The sequence below is a fragment of the Kitasatospora sp. NPDC002551 genome, assembly GCF_040296005.1.
Lineage (GTDB): Bacteria > Actinomycetota > Actinomycetes > Streptomycetales > Streptomycetaceae > Kitasatospora.
Map to the genome: position 1 here is coordinate 1 of NZ_JBEOWI010000059.1, position 22,061 is coordinate 22,061.

Annotated in this window: 17 protein-coding genes and 1 pseudogene; 9 read left to right on the top strand and 9 right to left on the bottom strand. The window is 74.3% G+C overall.

Going from position 1 to position 22,061, the window contains the following annotated elements; translation table 11 throughout:
* Nucleotides 1–60 precede the first annotated feature (60 nt).
* Nucleotides 61–255 (bottom strand): YegP family protein, encoded by a 195-nt coding sequence (locus ABT093_RS33665; RefSeq protein WP_350570835.1) that lies wholly within the window; start codon nt 253–255, stop codon nt 61–63.
* 160 nt (nt 256–415) lie between these two features.
* On the opposite strand from ABT093_RS33665, the gene ABT093_RS33670 reads away from it, so the two are divergent.
* The gene (locus ABT093_RS33670) at nt 416–838 is read left to right on the top strand and encodes an HIT family protein (protein WP_350570837.1); all 423 of its coding nucleotides are present in this window, start codon (nt 416–418) and stop codon (nt 836–838) included.
* A gap of 7 nt (nt 839–845) precedes the next feature.
* On the opposite strand, the pseudogene ABT093_RS33675 reads toward ABT093_RS33670, so the two are convergent.
* A pseudogene (locus tag ABT093_RS33675) lies at nt 846–1,517 on the bottom strand (alkaline phosphatase family protein); the annotation flags it as partial.
* A gap of 74 nt (nt 1,518–1,591) precedes the next feature.
* Nucleotides 1,592–2,365 carry a GntR family transcriptional regulator gene (locus tag ABT093_RS33680; RefSeq protein WP_350570838.1) on the bottom strand — a complete coding sequence of 258 codons (774 nt, stop codon included), beginning with the start codon at nt 2,363–2,365 and terminating at the stop codon, nt 1,592–1,594.
* A gap of 251 nt (nt 2,366–2,616) precedes the next feature.
* On the opposite strand from ABT093_RS33680, the gene ABT093_RS33685 reads away from it, so the two are divergent.
* The 3 genes from ABT093_RS33685 to ABT093_RS33695 all read left to right on the top strand — a co-directional run bounded on the left by ABT093_RS33685 (nt 2,617) and on the right by ABT093_RS33695 (nt 8,558).
* Nucleotides 2,617–3,558 carry a glycoside hydrolase family 19 protein gene (locus ABT093_RS33685; RefSeq protein ID WP_350570840.1) on the top strand — a complete coding sequence of 314 codons (942 nt, stop codon included), beginning with the start codon at nt 2,617–2,619 and terminating at the stop codon, nt 3,556–3,558.
* Between the two features lie 123 nt (nt 3,559–3,681).
* Nucleotides 3,682–4,743 carry a serine hydrolase domain-containing protein gene (locus ABT093_RS33690; RefSeq protein ID WP_350570841.1) on the top strand — a complete coding sequence of 354 codons (1,062 nt, stop codon included), beginning with the start codon at nt 3,682–3,684 and terminating at the stop codon, nt 4,741–4,743.
* A gap of 125 nt (nt 4,744–4,868) precedes the next feature.
* Nucleotides 4,869–8,558 carry a SpoIIE family protein phosphatase gene (locus tag ABT093_RS33695; protein ID WP_350570843.1) on the top strand — a complete coding sequence of 1,230 codons (3,690 nt, stop codon included), beginning with the start codon at nt 4,869–4,871 and terminating at the stop codon, nt 8,556–8,558.
* Nucleotides 8,559–8,584: 26 nt separating this feature from the next.
* Here ABT093_RS33695 and ABT093_RS33700 read toward each other — a convergent pair whose 3' ends face one another.
* Nucleotides 8,585–9,526: a pseudouridine synthase gene (locus tag ABT093_RS33700; protein WP_350570844.1), complete on the bottom strand. Its 942-nt coding sequence runs from the start codon at nt 9,524–9,526 to the stop codon at nt 8,585–8,587.
* Between the two features lie 109 nt (nt 9,527–9,635).
* Here ABT093_RS33700 and ABT093_RS33705 point away from each other — a divergent pair, with 109 nt between their 5' ends.
* From ABT093_RS33705 to ABT093_RS33715, 3 genes are all read left to right on the top strand, one after another.
* Nucleotides 9,636–10,736, top strand: a complete 1,101-nt coding sequence (locus ABT093_RS33705) for a PP2C family protein-serine/threonine phosphatase (RefSeq protein WP_350570845.1) — start codon at nt 9,636–9,638, stop codon at nt 10,734–10,736.
* Nucleotides 10,737–10,842: 106 nt separating this feature from the next.
* Nucleotides 10,843–11,238 (top strand): DUF3224 domain-containing protein, encoded by a 396-nt coding sequence (locus ABT093_RS33710; protein ID WP_350570846.1) that lies wholly within the window; start codon nt 10,843–10,845, stop codon nt 11,236–11,238.
* 74 nt (nt 11,239–11,312) lie between these two features.
* Nucleotides 11,313–12,098, top strand: a complete 786-nt coding sequence (locus ABT093_RS33715) for a DUF5995 family protein (RefSeq protein ID WP_350570848.1) — start codon at nt 11,313–11,315, stop codon at nt 12,096–12,098.
* Here ABT093_RS33715 and ABT093_RS33720 read toward each other — a convergent pair.
* Nucleotides 12,059–13,498: a GuaB1 family IMP dehydrogenase-related protein gene (locus ABT093_RS33720; RefSeq protein WP_350570849.1), complete on the bottom strand. Its 1,440-nt coding sequence runs from the start codon at nt 13,496–13,498 to the stop codon at nt 12,059–12,061. The two genes, ABT093_RS33715 and ABT093_RS33720, sit on opposite strands and share 40 nt — an antisense overlap.
* A gap of 298 nt (nt 13,499–13,796) precedes the next feature.
* Between ABT093_RS33720 and ABT093_RS33725 the strand changes: the two genes are divergently transcribed.
* Nucleotides 13,797–15,311 (top strand): SDR family NAD(P)-dependent oxidoreductase, encoded by a 1,515-nt coding sequence (locus tag ABT093_RS33725; RefSeq protein ID WP_350570850.1) that lies wholly within the window; start codon nt 13,797–13,799, stop codon nt 15,309–15,311.
* A gap of 39 nt (nt 15,312–15,350) precedes the next feature.
* A complete protein-coding gene (locus ABT093_RS33730; protein ID WP_350570852.1) occupies nt 15,351–15,806 on the top strand; it encodes a nucleotide triphosphate diphosphatase NUDT15 in 456 nt (151 codons plus the stop codon).
* A 39-nt stretch (nt 15,807–15,845) separates the two neighbouring features.
* Here ABT093_RS33730 and ABT093_RS33735 read toward each other — a convergent pair whose 3' ends face one another.
* The 4 genes from ABT093_RS33735 to ABT093_RS33750 form a co-directional block, all read right to left on the bottom strand.
* Nucleotides 15,846–18,125 (bottom strand): M9 family metallopeptidase, encoded by a 2,280-nt coding sequence (locus ABT093_RS33735; RefSeq protein WP_350570853.1) that lies wholly within the window; start codon nt 18,123–18,125, stop codon nt 15,846–15,848.
* A 364-nt stretch (nt 18,126–18,489) separates the two neighbouring features.
* Complete coding sequence (locus ABT093_RS33740) at nt 18,490–20,724, bottom strand: FtsX-like permease family protein (RefSeq protein ID WP_350570855.1); 2,235 nt, start codon at nt 20,722–20,724, stop codon at nt 18,490–18,492.
* Nucleotides 20,721–21,434: an ABC transporter ATP-binding protein gene (locus tag ABT093_RS33745; RefSeq protein ID WP_350570857.1), complete on the bottom strand. Its 714-nt coding sequence runs from the start codon at nt 21,432–21,434 to the stop codon at nt 20,721–20,723. The genes ABT093_RS33740 and ABT093_RS33745 overlap by 4 nt, the downstream gene beginning before the upstream one ends.
* On the bottom strand, nt 21,431–21,955 hold the full coding sequence (locus ABT093_RS33750; protein WP_350570858.1) for a PadR family transcriptional regulator: 525 nt from the start codon (nt 21,953–21,955) through the stop codon (nt 21,431–21,433). The genes ABT093_RS33745 and ABT093_RS33750 overlap by 4 nt, the downstream gene beginning before the upstream one ends.
* Nucleotides 21,956–22,061: the final 106 nt, after the last annotated feature.

A 22,061-nucleotide genomic window follows, 5' to 3' on the forward strand; every position in this document is an offset into this window, starting at 1 on the left:
GCGGGGCCGGCCCCGGACACGACTGTCGCCCGGGGCCGGCCCCGCCGCCGCACCCGGCCCTCAGGCCGCGGCCTTGGGCTTCACGTCCACCACGCTCGCGCCGTCCGCCGCCCGCTGGACGGCCTCGACGCCCTTGTGGGCGGCGTCCTTGCTCGCGTACCCCTGGCCGGTCGCGACGATCTCGCCGTTGCCCGCCTTGAGCCGGAACCGGTACTTGCCTCCGGCGTCCTCGTACACCTCGAACTTGCCCGCCATCCGGGCCACCTCCTCGTCGACGGGACGCGCCGCGCGCCCCACCTGCACGGTGCGCCCCGACGGCACCGGAGCGCACCCGCTCGGGGTCCGCCCGGGTGACCTCCCGGCGGCCTCCCGCCGAGCGGATGCCGGGGGCGCGGCGGGCCGGTTGAATGGACGGATGGACTGCGTCTTCTGTGCGGTGGTGGCGGGCACGGAGCCCGCGCACCGGGTGCTGGACGACGAGGCGGCGGTGGCCTTCCTGGACCGCAGGCCGCTCTTCCCGGGCCATGTGCTGGTGGTGCCGCGCGCCCACCACCGCACCCTGGCGGACCTGCCGGCGGCGCAGGTCGGCCCGTTCTTCCTGCGGGTGCAGCGGGTGGCGGCGGCCGTGGAGCGCGGGCTGGGCGCGGCGGGCAGCTTCGTCGCGGCGAACAACCGGATCAGCCAGTCGGTGCCGCACCTGCACGTCCACGTGGTGCCGCGCAATCCGAAGGACGGGCTGCGCGGCTTCTTCTGGCCGCGCCGGACGTACCCCGACGAGGCGGGCGCGGCGCTGGTCGCCGAGCGGCTGCGGGCCGCGCTCGCCCCGTCCGAGGGGTAGTGCTCCGTCAGCCGACCCGGACGTCGTCCAGCACCCAGTACCAGTTGTTGCTCCCGGTGTACCGGAACCGCAGCCGCAGCCGGCCCGCGCCCGCCGGGACGGCCAGGTCGAGGCGCTGGCGGCCGTTGGTGTCGGTGGTGTAGCTCTTCACCTCGACCGGCGCGCCGCCGTCCCAGACGGCGAGCACCCGGGCGCTCTGCGCGCCCTCGGGGCGGTAGAAGGTGGTGAAGGCGACCGGAACGGTGCCGCGCCCCGCCACCGGGTACTCGGGGCTGACCAGGGTGGAGTCGTAGCCGCCCTGGAAGGCCTTGTCGGCCCACTCGTCGGAGTCGGCGACGGCGAAGACGCCCCGGGAGCGGACGTTCAGCTCGCGGTTCTGGTCGCGCTGGGTCTTGGTCCAGAACTCGTCGGTGGTGAAGGACCAGCCGCGCCACTCGCCGACGCCGCCGGTGCCCATCGCCGAGTTGTCGACCGACCAGCCGGCCGGCGGGGTGTGGGTGAAGCCGAGGACGCCGGCGGCGATGCCGGTCTCGTCGACCCGGCCGGTGAGCTGCGGGCGCAGCGCGTCGAAGGCGTCGGGGACGAGGGCCGGGATCGCCGAGCCGTTGGCGATCACGAAGGTCTGCCGCTCCTCCCAGCTGGAGCCGCCGTGGCCGCCGGTGGGGGTGTGCCCGTGGTCGGCGGCGGGGTGCTGCGGGGTCACGTCGTCCTCCTGATGCTGCGTCATGGCGCGGAAGGACCCGGGCGGGCGCGTCAGTCCGCCCCGAGGCGGGTGGTGAAGCTGAACCGGTCGCCCCGGTAGAGCGAGCGCACCCGCTCCACCGGACGGTCCTCGGTGTCCCGGGTCAGCCGGTGCAGCAGCAGCATCGGCAGCGCCGGCGGCGTACCGATCAGCAGGGCCTCGCGCGGGGTCGCCAGCACCGTCTCGATCCGCTCGTCCGCGGCGCCGAAGCCGATGCCCGCCCTCTCGGCGAGATAGGCGTACAGCGAGGAGCCCGGGTCGAACTCCGCGTCCAGCGCCGGGACCCGGCCGACCGCCAGGTAGGTGCTCTCCAGACCCACCCGCTCGCCGTCCGCGAGCAGCACCCGCTCCAGGTGCCAGACCGGATCGCCCGGGGCGATCCCCAGCTGCCCGGCCAGCTGCGGGTCGGCGCCGAGCCGCTCCAGCCCGATCAGGGTGCGCCCGGGGACCCTCCCCTGGCGCCGCACGCCCTCGGTGTAGCTGGCGAGCGAGAGCGGCTGCTCCAGCTTGGGGCCGGCCACCACGGTGCTGCGTCCGCGCCGCCGGATCCGGCCCTGGAGCAGCAGTTCGCGCAGGGCCTGGCGGAGCGTCTCGCGGGCCACCTCGAAGCGGGCCGCGAGGTCGCGCTCGGTCGGCAGCACGCCGCCCTCGCCGAGCTCGTCGAGCAGCGCCTCCAACTGGCCCTTGACGGCGTAGTACTTGGGCACCCGGCCGTGCTCCGGGATGCCGGAGCGGATCGGTGCGCCCGGCCCGGAACGGGGGGCGGGATCGGGGGTCTCGTCCACCCGGCCATCCTTCCAGATGGAGAGACCTGACCATGACACGGCCGCCGGCGCGCCGTTCGCGCCGCGCGCCGTTTGCCCGAAACCCCTTGACAGGTATAGACCACTCCGCTTGAGTCTGGGTCAGCCCCGCACCCCCACCCCGGCCGGACCGTCCCCCCACGACGTGCCGCCACCTGCGGGGCCCGGCTCCCCTGCCCCGACGTCCCTACCTCCACGACCGTGCGGCCCCACACCGCACAAGGGGTGATCAAGTGTCCACGAAACGCCTGCTCGCACTGCTCTCCGCCGTCGCCACGGCGCTGGCGGTGGTCCTGCTGCTGCCCGCGGCCAACGCCAGCGCCGCCGTCTGCGCCACGCCCTGGGCCTCCTCGGCCGTCTACACCGGCGGCGCCGCCGTCTCCTACAACGGCCACAACTGGCTCGCCAAGTGGTGGACCCAGAACGAGCCGCCGAGCACCGGCGGCTCCGGCGTCTGGTCCGACCAGGGCACCTGCGGCACCGGTCCGACGACGACCCCGACGCCGACCGTCACGCCCACCGTCACGCCGACGCCGACCGCCACCCCGAACCCGGGCGGATTCCCGGTCAGCCAGGCCCAGTTCGACCAGATGTTCCCGAACCGGAACCCCTTCTACACCTACCAGGGCCTGATCGACGCCCTCGCCGCCTACCCCGCCTTCGCGGCCACCGGCACCGACACCGTCCGCAAGCAGGAGGCCGCCGCCTTCCTCGCCAACGTCAACCACGAGACCGGCGCGCTGGTCTACGTCGTCGAGCAGAACACCGCCAACTACCCCCACTACTGCGACAGCTCGAAGTCCTACGGCTGCCCGGCCGGCCAGGCCGCGTACTACGGCCGCGGCCCGATCCAGCTGAGCTGGAACTACAACTACAAGGCCGCCGGCGACGCCCTCGGCATCGACCTGCTGCGCAACCCCAACCTGGTGCAGACCGACCCGGCCGTCGCCTGGAAGACCGCGCTCTGGTACTGGAACACCCAGAACGGCCCCGGCACCATGACCCCGCACAACGCGATCGTCAACGGCTACGGCTTCGGCGAGACCATCCGCAGCATCAACGGCTCGCTGGAGTGCAACGGCGGCAACCCCGCCCAGGTGCAGAGCCGGATCAACGCCTACCAGCGCTTCACCCAGCTGCTCGGCACCGTGCCGGGCAACAACCTGAGCTGCTGACGCGGGCACCCGACGCGACCGCGCCCCGCTCGTCCCCCGTACCTCCGGGGGACGAGCGGGCCGGCCGCGAAATCGTCGCCACGGTGGACGCCGCCGCCCCCCGCCGCTCCTAGGCTCGGGGCCATGAACGATCTTGGCAGCCTCGTCCAGCAGACCGCCGACCGCCTCGCCGGCCAACAGGTCGGCGCGGTGGTCGCCGGCCTCGCCCGCGGCGCGGTGGAGATCCGCGGCGCCGGGCGCACCGGCCCCGGCCCCACCGGCGGGGTGCCCGGTCCGGACACGATGTTCGAGATCGGCTCGGTGACCAAGGTCTTCACCTCGCTCGCCCTCGCCCGGCTGACCCTGGCGGGCACCGTCAGCCTGGACGAACCGCTCGCGGACGTCCTCGCCGACGCGCTCCCGCCCGGTGTCGCCGTCCCCGCCAAGGGGGCGCAGCCGTTCGCGCTGCGGCACCTGGCGACCCACACCTCCGGCCTGCCGCGGCTGCCCGCCGGCATGCTGCTGCCCTCCCTGCTCACCCCCAACAAGCCCGACCCGTACGCGCACTGCACCCCCGAGTGGCTGCTCGCGAGCCTCGGGCGGACCAAGGTGCGGGCCGCGCCCGGGCGCAGCTTCCGCTACTCCAACCTCGGCGCCGGACTGCTCGGCCTCGCCCTGGCGCACCGGGCGGGCCTGGAGTACGGGGAGCTGGTCCGGCGGGAGGTCTGCGAGCCGCTCGGGCTCACCGACACGGTCCTCGTGCCCGACGAGCGGCAGGCGGCGCGGCTCGCCCCGGGCCACACCGCGGGCGGCCGGCCGGTGCCGGGCTGGAACCTCGCCGGCCTCGCGGGGGCGGGCGCGCTCAAGTCCACCGCCGCCGACCTGGCCGTCCTCCTCCAGGCCCAGCTGGCGGCCGGCGACGGCGACGGCTCGCCGCTCGGACCCGCCATCGCGCTGACCCGCGAGGTGCGGCACCGGGTGAACCCGTTCGCCTGGATGCACCTCGGCTGGCTGGGCGACCGGCTGCACGCCCGCCAGGGCGGTCACCTGCGGATCTGGCACAACGGCGGGACCGGCGGCTACCGCTCGTTCACGGCCTTCGACCCGGAGAAGCAGGTCGCGGTGATCGTGCTGGCCAACGGCCGCCGCTCCGTCGACACCCCCGGCGTCCAGCTGTTGCGCGCCCTGCAGACCGCCCACGGGTAGCCGCCCGCCGCCCCGTGCGCCGCCGCCCGGGGCGGTGTGCCGCGCGGGGGTGGCGGGGCGCGTGGGAAGATGGCAGGGCTGGGTGGGCGACGAGCTCCGGGCGGTGCTGGCCATGGTGACCGAGCATGGTGAATGAGCGGCGCGAGGCCGCCGGGCCCGGACGCGCCGACGGTCCGGAGGCCCTGCTGATGGTGCCGATCGCCACCGCCCTGATCGAGGCCGACGGCCGGATCCTGCACTGGAGCAGCGACGCCGAGGCCCTGCTCGGCTACTCCGCGGAGGAGGCGATCGGCGAGCGGGCCGTACAGCTGCTGGCCTCCGACGAGCGGCGCCCCGAGGTGCTGGAGCTGTTCCAGGAGATCCTGGACGGCCGCGGCTGGTCCGGCGTCTTCCCGGTGCGCCACCGCGACGGCCACCACGTCAACCTGGAGTTCCGCACCCACCCGATCACCGGCCCGGGCGGCAGCCCGCTGGTGCTGGCGGTGGCCTCCGACGTGACGACGCTGCGCCGGATCCAGGCGGACCTGGCCGTGCTGGACGGCTTCTTCACCCAGGCCCCGGTCGGCATGAGCGTCTACGACACCCGCCTCGCCTTCGTGCGGCTCAACGCGGCGCTGGCCAGGATCAACGGGCTGTCGGTGGAGCAGCACCTCGGGCGGCGGCTGACCGAGCTGCTGCCCGGCATCAACGGCGCGGAGAGCGAGGCCGTGATGCGCCGGGTGCTGGAGACCGGCGAGCCGGTGGTGGACATCCGCTCGCACGGCCGCACACCGGGCGACCCGTCGCACGACCACGCCTGGTCGGCGTCCTACTTCCGGCTGGAGGACCAGGGCGGGCGGATCCTCGGGGTGAGCTCGACGGTCGTCGACGTCACCGAGCGCTTCCAGGCCGAGACCAGGGCCGCCCGCGCCCAGGAACGGCTCGCCCTGCTGGCCGAGGCCACGGCCTCCATCGGCACCACCCTGGACCTGCGGCAGACCGCCCGGGAGCTGGCCGACGCGATGGTGCCCAAGGTCGCCGACATCAGCGGCGTCTTCGCGCTGGAGGCGCTGGTCGCCGACCGCAACGTCGAGCCGCCGGACCCGGCCGCTCCGCTGCGGGTGCGCCGGCTGGCGCTGGCCACCGCCGACCCGCTCTACCCGGCGGAGTCGCTGCCGGTGGACACCGTCCACGAGCTGGCGCCGGACTCCCCCTACGCCCGGGCGCTGGCCACCGGACGGACGGTGGTGGTGCCGTCCTGGGAACTGCCGCCGCTGAGCGAGACGATCAGCGAGAGCCGCCGGCAGGCGTTCCTCGGCGACCGTCCGCGCTCGGTGCGGATCACCCCGCTGGTGGCGCGCGGCACCACGCTCGGCATGGTGGTCTACTCCCGGCGCGGCGAGCGGGAGTCCTTCGCCGAGGCGGACATCACGCTCGGCGACGAACTGGCCTCCCGGGCCGCGGTCGCCATCGACAACGCCCGGCTCTACCTGCGCCAGCACCGGACCGTGCTGGCCCGCCAGCAGGCGCTGCGCGAGGCGAAGGCCGCGCAGGAGCGCCTGGCGGTGGTCAACGAGGCCTCCACCCGGATCGGCACCACGCTCGACCTCGCGCAGACGGCCCAGGAGCTGGCCGAGGTGGCGACGCCGCGGCTGGCCGACACGGTGGTCGTCGAGGTCCTGGACGACCTGGTGCGCGGTGAGCGCGAGGCCCGCCCGTCGGCCGACGGTTCGGCGCTGCTGCGGCGGATGGCCTTCCACACGGCGCGGCGCTCGACGCTGCGCCCGATCGACCGGACCGGCGGGGTGCACCGCTTCGTCGCCACCACTCCCTACGCCTGGGCGCTCGCGCACCGCGCCCCGGTGCTGGTGCCGCGGATGGACGCGGCCGGGCTGGCCTGGTTCCGGGACGACCCGGTGCGCATGGCGGCGGCGCGCGAGCAGAACGTCCGCTCGTTCATGGTGGTGCCGCTGATCGCGCGCGGGTCGCCGGTCGGCGTCGCCGCGTTCTACCGGACCGTCTCGGAGCACCCGTACGAGGAGGACGACCTGGCGCTGGCCGGGGAGTTGGCGGTGCGGGCGGCCGTGTCGATCGACAACGCGCTGCTGTTCACCCGGGAGCGGGACGCCGCGGCCGCCCGGCAACGGGCGCTCGACGAGGCGTGGGCCGCGCAGCAGCGGCTGTCGCTGCTCAACGAGGCGTCCGGCCGGATCGGTACCACGCTCGATCTCCACCGCACCGCCCACGAGTTGGTCGAGGTGGTGATCCCGCGGTTCGCCGACTTCGTGACCGTCGACCTGCGCGAGACGGTGCTGGACGGCGAGGACCCGGCGCCGGTGCCGCCCGACGGCTCGGTGCTGATGCGGGCGGTGGCGGTCGGCGAACTGGACGAGCTCGGCCGGATGTCGGACGCCGCCGACGCGATCGGGGAGACCTCGCAGTCGGCGCAGGTGTACGCGCAGAGCCTGCGCACCGGCCGGTCGATCCTGGTCTCGGAGGTGGACGAGGCGGCGCTGCGGCGGATCGTGGCCTCGCCGGACCGGGTGCAGCCGAGCCTGGAAGCCGGGGTGCACTCGTACCTGATGGTGCCGCTGCTGGCGCGCGGACTGGTGCTCGGCGGCGCGGAGTTCGTCCGCAACCGCAACCCGGTGCCGTTCGGGCCGGCGGACCGCGCGCTGGCCGAGGAACTGGTCGCCCGGACCGCGCTGGCCATCGACAACGGCCGGCTCTACCGGCGGGAGCGGGAGACCGCGCTCACCCTGCAGCGCAGCCTGCTGCCGCAGGAGATCCACCGCACGCTGGGGCTGGAGATCGCCTACCGGTACCTGCCGAGCAGCGTGGTCAGCGAGGTCGGCGGCGACTGGTTCGACGTCGTGCCGCTCTCCTCCGGCCGGGTCGCCCTGGTCGTCGGCGACGTGATGGGCCACGGCATCCGGGCCGCCGCGACGATGGGCCAGCTCCGCACCGTGGCAAGGACGCTGATCACCCTGGAGATCGCCCCCGACCGGGTGCTGCAACGGCTGGACGAGGCCACCACGGCGCTCGGCGAGGGCCAGTTCGCCACCTGCATCTGCGTGGTCTACGACCCCGTCGGCCGGCGCTGCACCGCCGCCTGCGCGGGCCACCTGCCGCCGGTGGTGGCCGACACCGAGGGCAACGCCCACCTGGTCGAACTGCCGCCCGGCGCGCCGCTCGGGGTCGGCGGAGTGGCCTTCGAGAGCGTCGAGTTCACCCTCCCCGAGGAGGGCATCCTGACCGTCTACACCGACGGCCTGGTCGAGCGGCGCGGCCGCGACCTCGACGAGGGGCTGGAGCTGCTCTGCCGCACCGTCGCCGACCGGCACGGCTCGCTGGAGCAGACCTGCGACGCCGTGCTCACCGAACTCACCGGCCGCACCAGCGAGGACGACATCGCCGTCATCATGGCGCAGGCCAGACCGGCCGGTTCGGACCGGATCGCCACCCTCCCGCTCGGCGGCGACCACGCGATGGTCGCCCACTCGCGCCGCTTCACCCGGGAGACGCTCACCGGGTGGGGGCTGGAGTCCCTCGCCGACTGCGCCGAGCTGCTCACCAGCGAACTGATCACCAACGCCCTGGTGCACGCCGGATCGCCCACCCAGCTGCGGCTGTTCTGCAACCGCACGCTCACCGTGGAGGTGGCCGACCAGGACATCGCCACCCCCCGGATCCGGCGCGCCCACGAGGAGGACGAGGGCGGGCGCGGCATCCACCTGGTGAACGAGCTCGCCCACCGCTGGGGCAGCCGGCGGACGCCGGAGGGGAAGGTGGTCTGGTTCGAGCTGGAGCTGCCCCCGGGCACGGCGGGCCGCTAGCCGGGGATCACCAGGACCACCGGGGTTCACCAGGAAGCGTGGTCCGTCCAGGCCGCCAGCGTCCGGCGGCTCTCGAAGCGGCGCGGGCGGCCGGTCAGCGGGTCGGTGAACTCCAGCACCGCGGAGAGCAGCTGGAGCGGGCGGCCGAAGTCGTCCGGGGCCGGCTCCGGCAGCACCACCGGGTACACCGGGTCGCCCAGGATCGGCAGGCCCAGGCCGCTCATGTGCAGCCGCAGCTGGTGGGTGCGCCCCGTCGCCGGCCGCAGCAGGTAACGGCCCAGCCCGTCCCGCCGTTCCAGCAGCTCGATCCGGCTCTCGCTGTTCGGCGGCTCGTCGAGCTCGTGGGCGTCGATCCGCCCGCGCTCCTTGACGATGTGGCTGCGCACCGTGCGGGGCAGCTCCACCGCCGGGTCGTACGCCGCCACCGCCCGGTACTCCTTGCGGACCAGCCGGTCCCGGAACAGCGTCTGGTAGGCCCCCCGGTCCTGCGGGCGGACCACGAACATCGCCAGCCCCGCCGTCAGCCGGTCCAGCCGGTGCGCCGGGCTCAGCGCGGGCAGCTCCAGCGCGTGCCGCAGCCGGGAGAGCGCCGTCTCCACGACGTGCCGTCCGCGCGGGGTGGTGGCCAGGAAGTGCGGCTTGTCGACGACCACCAGGTGCTCGTCCCGGTGCAGCACCTCCAGCTCGAAGGGGACCGGCACCTCCGGCGGCAGCTCCCGGTGGAACCACAGGTGCGCCCCAGGCCGGAACGGCTCCGCCGGCCCGACGGCCCGCCCGTCCTCGCCGACCACCCCACCGGCCCGCAGCAGCGCGTCCACCCGCCCCGCCGCGACCGCCGGCAGCCGCTCCTCCAGATACGCCCGCACCGTCCCCCACGGCCCGCCCACCACGGGCAGCCGCAGGTGCACCGGATCCACCCCGAACCGCTGCGGAAGCGGCGAGGCCGGCGCCGTACTCCTACGTCTCATCTCGCCCGCCACCCTACGTCCTCCCGGGCGGGGCGACCGGCGCCGGGATGCCGGTGGGGTGGGTGGCGGTGGAGAGTGGACGGGGGGCGGGTTCTGCGGAGGCGAGGGCGTGGGCGTGGGTGGTGACGGGTCCGAGGGCGGTGCGGCGCCGCTGCCGCCGCTGCCCCGGCGGACGCGGCTGCTGCTGTACGGCGCGTTCCTGCTGCTCGTCGGGGCCGTGCTGGCGGACCTGTTCACCGGGCCCGGCACCACCCTCTCCCCCGTGCTCGCCGTGGCGCCCGTGCTGGTCGGGGCGACCACCCGGCGCGCCCGGGTGCCGCTGGCCACCGGGGCCGGGGCCATCGTGGTGGCCGGGCTGCTGGAGGAGGGCAACACCCACCTGCCCGGCACCGTCCACCTCGCCTCGCTGATCACCATCACCGCCGCCACCCTCGCCAGCACCGCCAACGTGGTGCTGATCGCGGCCCGGGAGCGCGAGCTGTTCCAGGTCCGGACCGTCGCCGAGGCCGCCCAGCGGGCCCTGCTGCGCCCGCCGCCCGAACGGGCCGGCCCGCTGCGGATCGCCGTGCGGTACGTCGCGGCCGCCGCCGAGGCGCGGATCGGGGGCGACCTGTACGAGGTGGCGGACACGCCCTACGGCATCCGGATCCTGCTCGGCGACGTCCAGGGCCACGGCCTGCCCGCCGTCGAGACCGCGGCGGACGTCCTCGGCGCCTTCCGTACCTCCGCCCGCACCGAGCCGGACCTCGCCCGGCTCGCCGAACGGCTCGACGCCGCGCTGGCCGGCCGCCCGGCCGACGGGCGGTTCGCGACCGCGCTGCTGCTCGGCGTGCCGCCGGACGGCGCCGCCCGGCTGGTGAACTGCGGGCACCCGCACCCGCTGCTGCGCCGCGCCGGCCGCGTCATCGAGCTCGCCCCCGCCCGGCACGCCCCGCCGCTCGGCCTGCTCGGCCTGGCCGGCGACGGCGGCTACCGGGCCGACCCCGTCGAGCCGCACGCCGGCGACCTGCTGCTGCTGTACACCGACGGGGTCTCCGAGGCCCGCAACGCGGCGGACGCCTTCTACCCCCTCCCCGCCCGCCTCCCCCTGCTGCCCGCCACCGGCCCCGAGGAACTGCTGGACGCCCTCCTCGCCGACCTCGCCGCCTGGGTCGCGCCCGCCGGTCTCGCCGACGACGCCGCCGCGCTGGCGATCCGCTGGGAGCGGTGAAGGGTGGCGGGCAAGGCCGCACCGGGCCGGTTGTCGGTGGGGCGTGCGAGGGTGGGGATGCGGTCGGTACGGGCCGGGCGCACGGGCTGTTCGAGGGGACGGTGCCATGGGGAGCAGGGCGAGCGGGGCGTTCGAGCTGACGGCGTTCGAGCCGGAGGAGACGGACGAGCAGCCGGGGGCGACGGTCGGCCGGGTGCGGATCACCAAGGAGTTCACCGGCGGCCTGACCGGGTCGAGCGTGGTGCGGATGCTGTCCGTGCTGGACGGCACGGGCGGCCCGGCGGCGTACGTGGCGGTGGAGCGGTTCACCGGCACGCTGGACGGGCGGCCGGGGTCGTTCGTGCTGCAGCACGCGGCGCCGGGCAGCCACGGCGAGCGGCTGGCGATCCGGGTGGTCGAGGGCACCGGCTCGGGCGAGCTGGCCGGGATCACCGGGGTGTTCGAGCTGGAGGTGGACGAGGAGGGGCGGCACACGTACGTGCTGGACTACGCGTTGAGCTGAGGATTCGCCCGACCGGCGTGGCACGATGATGCGATCAGTGCACGATCGGCGCCGGAGGGTGACGGATGGTCGGGGTGTCCACACGGAGCACGGCGGCGGTCCGGGGCGTCGACGCGGTGGTGCGCCGGCTGCGGGCGATCGCGGCCGGACTGCCGCCCGCCGACGGGGTGGCGGTCTTCAACCGGATGTACCTGACCGTCACGCAGACCGTCCGGTCCCGGCTGGACGGGTTCGCCGACCCGGCCGCGATGGCCGTGCTCGACACCGTGTTCGCCGGGCGCTACCTGCGGGCCGTGGACGCGGTCGCGGCGCGCCGCCGGCCGCCGGCCTGCTGGCGGCCGCTGTTCGAGCTGCGCGCGCACCCGCAGGTGCACCCGGTGCAGTTCGCGCTGGCCGGAATGAACGCCCACATCCAGCACGACCTGCCGCTCGCCGTCGTCGACACCTGCCGGCGGCTCGGGCGGGAGCCGGACCACCTCGCGGGCGACTACCGCCGGATCAACGACCTGCTGGCGGAGGTGGAGGCGGCCGTGCGGGAGCAGCTGATGCCGGGGCCGGACGCGCTGGAGCGGTTCGAGCCGCTGACCCACCGGCTCGGGGCCTGGTCGGTGGACACCGCGCGGGAGGCCGCCTGGGGTTCGACCCAGGTGCTCTGGGAGCTGCGCGGGCGGCCGTCGGCGGCCGCGGCGTTCGGCACGGCGCTGGACGGCGCGGTCGGGTTGCTCGGCCGCGCGCTGCTGCTGCCGCTCGGGCTGGGCGCGGCGCCGGCCGGCCCGCTCCCCGGGGCGAGGAGCGGGCCGGCCGGCGGACGCGGGGGTGCTCAGGACCAGCTGGAGTGCAGCGGCTTGCCCTCGGCGTAGCCGGCCGCGCTCTGGATGCCGACCACGGCCTTCTCGTGGAACTCCTCCAGGGTGGCCGCGCCCGCGTAGGTGCAGGAGCTGCGCACGCCCGCGACGATGGAGTCGATGAGGTCCTCGACGCCCGGGCGGGCCGGGTCGAGGAACATCCGGGAGTGCGAGATGCCCTCCTCGAACAGCGCCTTGCGGGCCCGGTCGTACGCGGAGTCCTGCGCGGTGCGGTTGCCCACGGCCCGCTTGGAGGCCATGCCGAAGGACTCCTTGTACTGCCGGCCGTCGGCGGTGGTCTGCAGGTCGCCCGGCGACTCGTAGGTGCCGGCGAACCAGGAGCCGATCATCACATTGGACGCGCCGGCGGCCAGCGCCATGGCGACGTCGCGCGGGTGGCGCACGCCGCCGTCGGCCCAGACGTGCTTGCCGAGCCGGCGGGCCTCGGCGGCGCACTCCAGAACGGCCGAGAACTGCGGTCGGCCGACGCCGGTCATCATCCGGGTGGTGCACATGGCGCCGGGGCCGACACCGACCTTCAGGATGTCGGCGCCCGCCTCGACCAGGTCGCGCACGCCGGCCGCCGAGACGACGTTGCCCGCGACCACCGGGACCTGCGGGTCCAGGCCGCGCACGGCCCGCAGCGCGGTGATCATCGATTCCTGGTGGCCGTGCGCGGTGTCCACCACCAGCGCGTCGGCGCCGGCCTCCAGCAGGGCCTTGGCCTTGCCCGCGACGTCGCCGTTGATGCCGACGGTGGCGGCGATCCGCAGCTTGCCGGCGGCGTCCACGGCCGGGGTGTAGAGGGTGGCGCGCAGCGCGTTCCTGCGGGTCAGGATGCCGACCAGGCGGCCGTCGCGGTCCACCACCGGGGCCAGCTTGCGGTGCCCCTCGCTCAGCTTGTCGAAGGCGTCCCGCGGGTCGATGTCCTCGTCGAGCAGCAGCAGCTCGCGGGACATCACCTCGGAGAGCGAGGTGAAGCGGTCGACGCCCTGGCAGTCGGAGTCGGTGACGACGCCGACCGGCCGGCCGTCCTCGACCACCACCAGCGCGCCGTGGGCACGCTTGGGCAGCAGCGAGAGCGCCTCGGCGACGGTGGCGCCGGGGTCCAGGGTGATGGCGGTGTCGTGCACCAGGTGGCGCTGCTTGACCCAGCCGACGACCTCGGCGATGACCTCGGTCGGGATGTCCTGCGGGATGGCGACCAGGCCGCCGCGGCGGGCGACGGTCTCGGCCATCCGGCGGCCGGCGATGGCGGTCATGTTGGCGACGACCAGCGGGATCGTGGTGCCGGTGCCGTCGTTGGAGGAGAGGTCGACCCCCTGGCGGGAGCCCACGGCGGATCGACTGGGGACCATGAAGACGTCGTCGTACGTGAGGTCGTACGAGGGCATGAGGTCGTTCAGGAAGCGCATGAAGGGGGCTCTCTGGCTGGGAGAAAATACACCTCGGGTGCGGGTGCGGCACGGCCGCAGGGCGCACTCGGGCGCCCCTGCACCCGACGTTCGATTCTCCGTGAGCCGTTCGCCAAAAGCCAGTTCGACCACGATTGCTGGCGCTGCACACAAGCCATGATCGAAGCTCCGCGCGTAGACCTGGAGGATCCTCCAAATACTCGGCTTTTCGCCCCGGCCCGGACCGCTCCCGTAGCATTCACGCGGTAAACGCGGCGAACGCCGTGATCGGCGAGGCGAGCGGGAAAGCGGCGAAGGCATGACGGCGGGCGTGGACGCGGGGCAGCGGCAGGACGGCACGGACACCGGGTCCGTCGAGGAGATCGACTACGGCCCCGGCCTCGACCCCGAGCGGCTCCGGCTCTGCCTGGAGGTGCTGGCCGAGCTCGACGAACTGCACGTCGACCACCCGGACGCGATCACCGTCCGCCAGGCCGTCGGCGGCATATTCCGGACCCTGAAGCAGCGCCGCCGCCAGGAGACCCGGGCCCGCAAGACCGCCAACGACCGCGAGGTCACCGCGCGCACCGCGACCGGCGCCCCGACCCGGATCGACGACGAGACGGCCGGCGCCTTCGGCCTGACCACCGTCACCACCACCGAGATCGCCGGGATCCTGGAGCGCCCCCGCTCCTGCTACATCTGCAAGCAGCGGTACGTCGAGGTCGACGCCTTCTACCACAACCTCTGCCAGGACTGCGCGGTCAGGAACCGGGCCCGCCGGGACGCCCGCGCCGACCTCACCGGCAAGCGCGCGCTGCTGACCGGCGGCCGGGCCAAGATCGGTATGTACATCGCGCTGATGCTGCTGCGCGACGGCGCCCACACCACCATCACCACCCGCTTCCCCAACGACGCGATCCGCCGCTTCACCGCGATGCCGGACAGCGCCGACTGGCTGCACCGGCTGAAGATCGTCGGCATCGACCTGCGCGACCCGGCCCAGGTGATGGCGCTCGCCGACGAGGTCGCCGCGGACGGCCCGCTGGACATCCTGATCAACAACGCCGCGCAGACCGTGCGCCGCCCGCCGGAGTCCTACCGCGAGCTGGTCGCCGCCGAGTCCGCGCCGCTGCCGGCCGGCGCGCTGCCGCAGTCGACCACCATCGGCCGGTTCAACAGCGGCAGCGTCGACCTGCCCGCCCTGCCACACCAGGCCTCCGGCGACGGCGAGCGGATCTCCGCCGAGGACGTCACCTCGCTCGCCCTGGTCACCGGCTCGGCGACGCCCGAGCGGATCCAGGCCGGCACCGCCATCGACGCCGGCGGCCTCGTCCCCGACCTCGCGGACACCAACAGCTGGGTGCAGACCGTCAGCGAGGTCGGCCCGGTGGAGCTGCTGGAGGTCCAGCTGTGCAACTCCACCGCGCCGTTCATCCTGATCAGCCGGCTGCGCCCGGCGATGGCCGCCTCGGCGTCGCGGCGCAAGTACGTGGTCAACGTCTCCGCGATGGAGGGCGTGTTCCAGCGCGGCTACAAGGGCGCCGGCCACCCGCACACCAACATGGCCAAGGCCGCGCTGAACATGCTCACCCGCACCAGCGCGCAGGAGATGTTCCAGACCGACGGCATCCTGATGACCGCCGTCGACACCGGCTGGATCACCGACGAGCGTCCGCACCCGGACAAGATGCGGCTGGCCGACGAGGGCTTCCACGCCCCGCTCGACCTGGTCGACGGCGCGGCCCGGGTCTACGACCCGATCGTCCGCGGCGAGCAGGGCGAGGACCTCTACGGCTGCTTCCTGAAGGACTTCGAGCGCGCCGCCTGGTAGGCCCGGCCGGGAACCGGCGGGCGAGAGGGAGGAACCGACGTGACCACCGCACCGATGCTCGGGGCCGGCGTGATCGTGCCCACCGGCGACGGCCGGGTGCTGATCGGCCGCCGCACCACCGCGGGCGAGCCGCCGACCTGGAGCCTGCCCGGCGGCAAGGTCGACCCCGGCGAGTCCTTCGAGCGGACCGCCGCGCGCGAACTGGCCGAGGAGACCGGGATCGTGCTGCCCGCCGGGGAGATGCGGGTGCTCGCGGTGCTGCTGGACCACGAGCTGGGCCGCCCCCGGCTGACCGCCGCGGTGCTCGCCCCGCCCAGTCTGGCGCCCGCCGTGGTCACCGAGCCGCACGCGTGCGGCGGTTGGGAGCGGCTGCCGCTGGACGCGCTGCCGTCGCCGATGTTCTACCCGTCCGGGCTGGTGCTCGGCGCCTGGCGGCCGGAGCTGGGCGTCGGCGCGCCGCGGCCCGGGACGCACGCGTACCCCGTCAAGGGGTGAGTCCCGCCCCGGTGTCGGGGCGGGACGCACCTCCTGCGGTCAGAACTCGCTGGTGACGGTCACCCCGCCGAAGCCCTGCTGGGCCTGGAGGCTGAAGAACACGTACCCGGCGGGCGGGTTGGTGACGGTCAGGGTCTCGGAGTTGTCCGGCCCCGCCGACCGCGTGACGTAGGCGTTGGTGTACGCCCAGCTGCCCCAGTGGTAGTAGAGGTCGGCGTTGCCGGTGCCGCCGCTGCTGGTCACCCGGATCTGCTTGGTGCCGGCCGGCACGTCGAGGTAGAAGTGCGCGTAGTTGCCGGTGGTCGCCGAGACCCCGGTGCGCACGCAGTTCTTGCCGAGCCCGCGGGTGTCGCCGCTCTCGCACGTCTTGAACTGCGGGAACTCCGGCGTGGTGGCGCAGGCGCTCAGCCAGCGGTCGAAGTCGGCGTCGTAGCGGGTGCCGATCGCGGCCGTGAGGGCGAGGGAGCCCTTCCAGTCACCGGCGCGCCACTTGGCGAGCAGGGCGTCCACGTCGCCGCGGTGCTGCTCCAGCATGTAGCGCACGGCCAGGTAGCCCCACTGGTAGACGCGGGTCTGGTCGCCGTAGGCGGTCTTGAAGAGCTCGCTCAGTCGGTAGGTGTGCCGCCCCGCCGCCTGGATCGCGGCCTGGTTGACCTGCTTGTGGTACGAGGTGGAGACGACCTCGGCGAGGCCCTCGGTCCACCAGATCAGCTTGCCCTCCCCACCCTGCCAGAAGTTGCCCCAGAGGTTGAAGCGCGCGTCGAGGTAGTGGGTGTACTCGTGGTTGAGGTTGCGGATCTCGTAGCCCCCGCCCTGCGAGGGCTCCTCGTAGGCGAGGAAGCGGGCCTGGTTGCCCGGCGCGGAGGGGTCGTCACCCTCCAGGTAGATGCCGCCGTTGTTGGTGTCGGTGTCGAAGATCACCCGGCCGAGCAGGACGTACTGGACGTCGGAGTCGAAGGCGACGACCTCCAGGGCCGTGTTGTTGTCGCCCGCGACCGGGCCCCTGTCCCGGGAGACCGCGTGGAAGAAGGATTCCTGACCGTTCAGGCTGGCGCAGGCGGTGGCCAGCTGGGCGGCCGTCAGGTCCTGGCCGAGGATGCGCAGGGTCGGGCTGCAGGTGTGCCGGACCGGCAGGTAGGCGTCCTTGAACCGCTGCGCGTCGCCGCAGGTGCCGAAGTAGCCGCAGGCGCCGTTGTCGAACTTCTGGATGGAGGCCGCGGCGGCGGCCCGCTGGGGCCAGTTCGGCCCGGTGATGCCGGCGGAGTCGACCAGGTTCTTCACCAACGGGCGGGACCGCGGGGCGATCTCCTCGAAGGCCGCGATCCGGGTCAGCTCGTCGATCGCCTGGTAGACGGTGAGGGAGTTGTTGCGGTCGGTGTCCAGCAGGTGTGACTTGGCACGCAGGATGAAGCCGTTCAGCGCCTCAAGGACGCCCGGGTCGTCCAGGACGGCCTTCTTGAAGTCCGCGTCCTTGTCGTAGACGCCCCGGTGCAGCACCTTGGCGAGCGGGTTGACCGCCCGCAGCAGGTTGGCCTTGTCCCAGGTCTCCGGCTGGTAGGCGTTCAGGACCTGCTTGACGACGTCGACGTAGTCACCGGGCTTGCGGGGCACGTCGGCCAGCACCGTCGCGTGCTCCAGCGGAACGGCGTTGGCCGTGGTGGCGTCGAGCGCGTGGGGGTTGGCGAAGAAGGTGTGGACGGCCGTCTTGATCTCGTCCGGCAGCTTGCCGTAGGGGCCGACCAGCTCCTTGTTGTCCCACTGCACCGCGTAGCCGGCCTGCACGTAGTACATCAGCTGCGAGATCGCGTCACTGTCGTTGCCCTGGTAGGTGCGGGCGCTCTCGCGCAGTGCGTCGATGACGGTGAGCATCTGGGACTCGCGGAAGGCCCCGGCCGCGTACTCGGTCGGGATCCGGAACAGCCCGTCGACGCAGTCGTGGCTCGCCGCCTTGACGAGGCGGACCAGGGCCGCGCCGGTCCGGGAGAAGGACGCCGGGTTGCAGGCGGCGGCGTCCTCGGCCTCCGTGTCCGGGCCGAGCGTCCTGGCGGAGGGCGTGGGGGCCTCGGCCGGGGCGGAGTCGGAGTCCTGGAAAGCACGCAGCTCGGGAGCGCTGTTCTCCGGCTCCGGCGTCGCGCCGTGGTCGTGCGTCGACAGTTCGCTGTCGGCGCCGGGCGGGGGGAGTTCGCCGCGATCGGCCGGGGCGGTGGAGGGGGGCGCTGCGACGGGGGCGGCCTGGCTCCGCGGGGTGAACAGGCCGATCGTCAGGAGACAGGAGAGAGCGAGGATCAGAAGTCTTGCGAGGTGCGGGAGTCGTAACACGCGTGCGGTTCTCACGTGGGGGCCTCCGGGCCTGGTTCGGCCGCATTGGGGTACGGCCGGTGGGGGTGAGGACCGGGGGCGACGGGGGGTCAATTGCTGTTCCGTCGCACGGTGGGGAGATGTGAGTACCATTACACATGTCACATAGCTTTCGAAAGTCCTTTTCACCTCCTCCCCATTGGCTCCGCAAGGGAGCCGGAGCGTCAATGGCGAACTGTCCGGACAAGTGTGATGAAGGGCGATCCGCCGGAATTCGGGCCGGACGCGCGCGAACCCCGCCGCTCGGGGACGGGGTTCGCGCGGACGGGCCGTCACCGGCCCCGAAGGGTCGGCCGTCAGCTCGGCCGTGAGCTCGGCCGTGAGGTCAGCCGTTGCGGGCCGCCTCCGGGCCGGTGATCCGCCTGAGCAGCGGCAGCGTGGAGGCGATGATGCCGAGCGACACCGCGAGCCCGAGCAGCACCAGCCCGAAGTACACCGCGCCCGGCGGGACCAGGTCGTAGTCCATCTGCGACTTGAGGAACATCGCCGCCGCGCCGAAGCCCGTCCCGGTCGCGATCGCGGCCACCACCAGCAGCGGCAGCGCGCTCTCCAGTGCGATCACCCGGCGCAGCAGGCCCAGCGGCGCCCCGGTGAGCCGGAGCATCGCGAACGGCCGGCGCCGGTCGGAGAGGCCGGCCATCACGCTGACCGCGAGGCTGCAGCCGGCGATCGGCAGGGTGGTGAGCAGGACGACGTCGGCCAGCTGCCGCCAGCCGGCGAGCATCTGCTGCTGCGCGGAGCCCCAGTCCCCGACCATCCGGGCGTGCTGCTCCGGGAAGGACCGGCTCAGCAGGGCGCGTACCCGCTCCATCGCGGCCGGCGAACCGTCGGTCGTCACATAGAGCGACTGCACCGGCAGGCGGGCGGCGGCCTCGGCGGTGATCGGCGCGGTCGGCCACTCGGTGGACTGCTGGGATTCGAGGCTCAGGAAGCCGTACGGCTCGACGGCCGCCACCTCGGCGCCGGGGGCGCAGTGGCCGACCACCGGGACCTGCGCGAGGTCCGAGCAGAGCGCCAGCACGGGCACCGCCCAGTCTGCCGGTACGGAGGGGTCGCGGGCCAGGCCGTCCGGGTTGGCGTGGACGACCGCCAGGCCCTGGAAGCCCGGGACGGCCCTCACTTCGGCCAGGACCCGCTCCGGCACGGCGGCGGCCATCGGCGGCTCGCCGGCCAGAGCGCCGTGCTCCACCGCGACCCGGGTCTGCGGGTCGCCGGCGAGCACGCCCCGGTTGTGGTCGATGGTGCCGATGATGGCGACCGTCGCGGTGGTGACGAACAGCGCCAGGATCAGGCCGGCCACCGAGCGGAACCCCGCCTTCGGGTCGTCCGCCAGCCTCCGGACCGCGATCAGGGTGGCCGGGCGGCTGGTCCGGGCGGCGACCGCGCGGGCGGCCGCCATGGTCAGCCAGGGACCGGCCACCACCAGGCCGAGCATGATCACCAGGAAGCCGGTCAGGTAGGCGGCGGTCTGCCCGTTGGTGGTCGCGGGGCGGCGCCCGACGAACCAGGCGAGCTCGGCGAGTCCCGCCAGCAGCGGCGCCACCCGCCAGGCGGTCGGCGGCTTGGGGGTGGCCCGGCGGCTGACGCCGAGCGGGGAGACGGTCACCCGGCGCAGCGCGAGCCGGGCGGCCACCGCGGCCGCCAGCGGGACGCCGAGCAGCACGGCCAGGGCCTGCGGCGCGGTGACGGTGAGATCCTCGACGAAGAAGCGCTCCCCGGTGAACGGGACGGTCGCCACCAGTGGGCGCAGCGCCAGGAACAGCCCGAAGCCGAGGACGGTGCCGGCGACGGCGGCCAGGGTGGACTCGGCGGCCGCGATCACGGTGATCTGCCGGGGCGTCGCCCCGACCAGGCGCATCGCGGCGTAGCGCTGCTCGCGGGTGGCGGCGGAGAGTCGGGTGGCGGTGCCGATGAAGATCACCACGGGGAAGAGCAGAGCCCCCGCGACCACCGAGAGGATCAGGGTCATGGCGTCGCCTCGGGTGCCGGTGGCCAGGCAGTCGCTCCGGCAGTCCGCCGGGAGTTCGGTGGCGATGGCGGTGATCCGGTGGGCACCCGGCCGGGCCGCGAGGGCCGCCGGATCCTGGCCGACGACCAGGACCAGGGAGTCCGGGGAGGCGAGCGCGGCGTCGCCGATCTCGCCGGTGAGCCGGCCGGGGAAACGGTCGGCCAGTTGGTCGGCCGGCCGCTCGCGGATCAGCTCGGCGAGGGCGGGCGAGGCGTAGTACTCGCCCGCCGAGGGCAGTTTCGCCAGGCCCGGCGGGACGGGCGAGGTCGGCCCGGTGGCGGCGACCTCGATGAACAGGAGGCGCTTGCCGTCGTAGAACTCCGGGCTGTTGTCGCGCCACCAGAGCAGGTCGACGTCGGCGGTCTCGGTGCGGCTCTTCGCCCCGCTGTTGGCCCAGAGCATCCGTTCGTTGGTGGCGCCGACGGCGTTGACGGCGGCGAGCGTGGAGAGCAGCAGGCCGACCCCGACGGCCGCGGCGGCGGCGACGGTGAGCAGCCGGACGACGGCCTGGCGGCCGCCGCTGACGGCGAGGCGCAGGGCGAAGGCGATCACGAGGCGACCCGTTCCGCCGCCGGGCCGCCGGGGGCGTAGCCGGTGGAGAGCGAGCGGGCCCGGCCGTCGCGGACGATGGCCTCGCGGTCGGCGTAGGCGGCGACCCGGGGCTCGTGGGTGACCAGGACGACGGTGGTGCCCTGGTCTCGGGCGGCGGCGACCATCAGGGCCATCACCTGCTCGCCGGTGAGCGAGTCCAGCGCGCCGGTCGGCTCGTCGGCGAACAGCACCCGGGGGCGGGTCACCAGGCCGCGGGCGAGCGCGACCCGCTGGGCCTGTCCGCCCGACAGCTCGCCGGAGCGGCGCCGCTCCAGGCCGTCGAGGCCGAGCCGGGCGAACCACGGGCGGGCGTCGGCGAGGGCGGCGGACCGGCGGACGCCGGAGAGCAGCAGCGGCAGGGCGATGTTCTCCTCGGCCGTCAGTTCCGGGACGAGCTGGCCGAACTGGAACACGAAGCCGAAGCTGTCACGCCGTAAGGCGCTGCGCCGGTTCTCGTCGAGGTTGTCGATCCGCCGGCCCTCGAAGAGCACCTCGCCCGCGTCCGGGACCAGGATGCCGGCCAGGCAGTGCAGCAGGGTGGACTTGCCGGAGCCGCTGGCGCCCATCACGGCGAGCACCTCGCCGGCCTCGGCGGCCAGGCTGGCGCCGCGCAGGGCCGGGGTCTCGCCGAAGGAGAGTTCGACGTCGCGGGCTTCGATCAGGGGGGTCATGCGCGCACCTCCGCGGCAAGGGCGTCCAGGCGGGCGGTGGTCAGGTCGATCCACCGCAGGTCCGCCTCCAGATGGAAGAGGCCGTGGTCGGCGAGCAGGGCGTCGACCAGCGGGCCGGTGCGGCGCAGCTCGGTGAGCTCGCGCATCCGTTGCAGGTGGGCGGCGCGCTGGGTGTCGAGGTAGGCCTCGGCGTCGCGGCCGAGCAGCAGGGCCAGCACGACCTTGGTGAAGAGCACGGACTGCAGGGTGGGTTCGGGCGCGACGGGCTCGGCGAGCCAGTGCTCGAACTCGGTCACGCCGGCCTCGGTGATGACGTAGCGCTTGCGCTCGGGCCCGTCGCCGGGCTCGGCCTCGCCGGGCACGACCTTGCCGTCGCGCGCCAGGCGGCCGAGGGTGGCGTAGACCTGACCGTACGGCAGGGGTTTGCCGCGGCCGAAGAAGGTGTCGTAGTCGCGCTTGAGGTCGTAGCCGTGGCTCGGCTCGCGCTCCAGCAGCCCGAGAAGGGTCAGGGGAACACTCATGGGGAGGACACTACACCAGAGGTATACATCGAGTGTATAGCTGGCGAGAATACGGCCCTGACCTGGTGAAACGCGATGTCGATCAGTGGATCGGGAGCCGGATGAG